The 1,325-nt window shown below is 56.0% G+C and carries 1 protein-coding gene; it reads left to right on the forward strand.

What is annotated here, in order from left to right; all coding sequences use genetic code 11:
- Window positions 1-1,325 (forward strand): 1,4-alpha-glucan branching protein GlgB (glgB, locus tag PROAA_RS08855; RefSeq protein WP_186411002.1); only part of this gene is annotated, 1,325 nt, incomplete at both ends.

Genomic DNA, 1,325 nt, shown 5'->3' on the forward strand with positions numbered 1-1,325 from the left:
GCAGACCCCTATGGCTTTGCGGCCGAACTGCGACCGTCAACAGCCTCGGTAGTCACCGAATTGCCACAGATTGCATCGCGCTCCACAGTCACCGCCGGCAACAAAATGAGCGCTCCGATCTCGATCTATGAGGTCCACCTCGGTTCCTGGCGGAGAGCCGAGGGCGGCGGCTTTCCGGACTGGCAACGCATTGCCGAAACGCTGATCCCCTACGTTGTTGATCTCGGTTTTACGCACCTTGAACTTCTGCCGATCTCGGAGCACCCCTACGACGGTTCGTGGGGTTATCAACCACTCGGATTGTATTCGCCTACAGCACGCTTTGGTTCTCCCCAGGGCTTCTGTGACTTCGTGTCGGCGTGCCACGCGGCCAACCTTGAAGTTATCGTTGACTGGGTGCCAGCACATTTTCCGACCGACGCTCACGGGCTCGGAAATTTTGACGGCAGGCCCTTGTATGAACACGCCGATCCACGCGAGGGCATGCACCAGGACTGGGGAACGCTGATCTACAATTTTGGCCGGCGTGAGGTATTCAATTACTTGGTCGGCAATGCCCTTTTCTGGATCGAGCATTACGGCGTCGATAGTCTGCGCGTTGACGCGGTAGCATCTATGCTTTACCGCGACTACAGCCGTTCTCACGGCGAGTGGGTACCCAATATCTATGGCGGCCGTGAGAACATTGAAGCGATTCATTTCCTGCGTCGTATGAACGAAACAATCGGACAGGAATGTCCAAGTGCGGCGACCTTTGCCGAAGAATCCACAGCCTGGCCGGCAGTCACTCGTCCGCCGTCAATGGGGGGGCTGGGCTTCAATTACAAGTGGAACATGGGCTGGATGCACGATGTTCTGAGCTATATGGCGCTTGAACCGATCTATCGCCGCTATCACCACCACCAGCTCACCTTCGGTCTGCTCTACGCATTTACCGAGAATTTCGTCCTGCCCCTGTCGCACGATGAAGTCGTCCATGGCAAGGGCTCGCTGATCAATAAAATGTCCGGAGACTACTGGCAGAAATTCGCCAATCTGCGGGCACTGTACGGTTTCATGTGGGCGCATCCTGGCAAGAAGCTGCTGTTTATGGGCGGTGAATTTGCCCAGTGGAACGAGTGGAACGATGCGATCTCGCTTGACTGGAATCTGCTCGACTTCCCGCAGCACGATGGTGTGCGTCGTCTGATCAGAGACTTGAATCAGCTCTATCGCAAGACACCAGCGCTGTACGAACTTGATTTCGAGCCAGCCGGATTCGAGTGGATCTCGGCCAACGATTCCGATAACTCGGTGATCGCATTCATCCGTCGCGGATATGACCG

This window comes from Candidatus Propionivibrio aalborgensis, assembly GCF_900089945.1.
In the GTDB taxonomy this organism is placed as follows: Bacteria; Pseudomonadota; Gammaproteobacteria; order Burkholderiales; family Rhodocyclaceae; genus Propionivibrio; species Propionivibrio aalborgensis.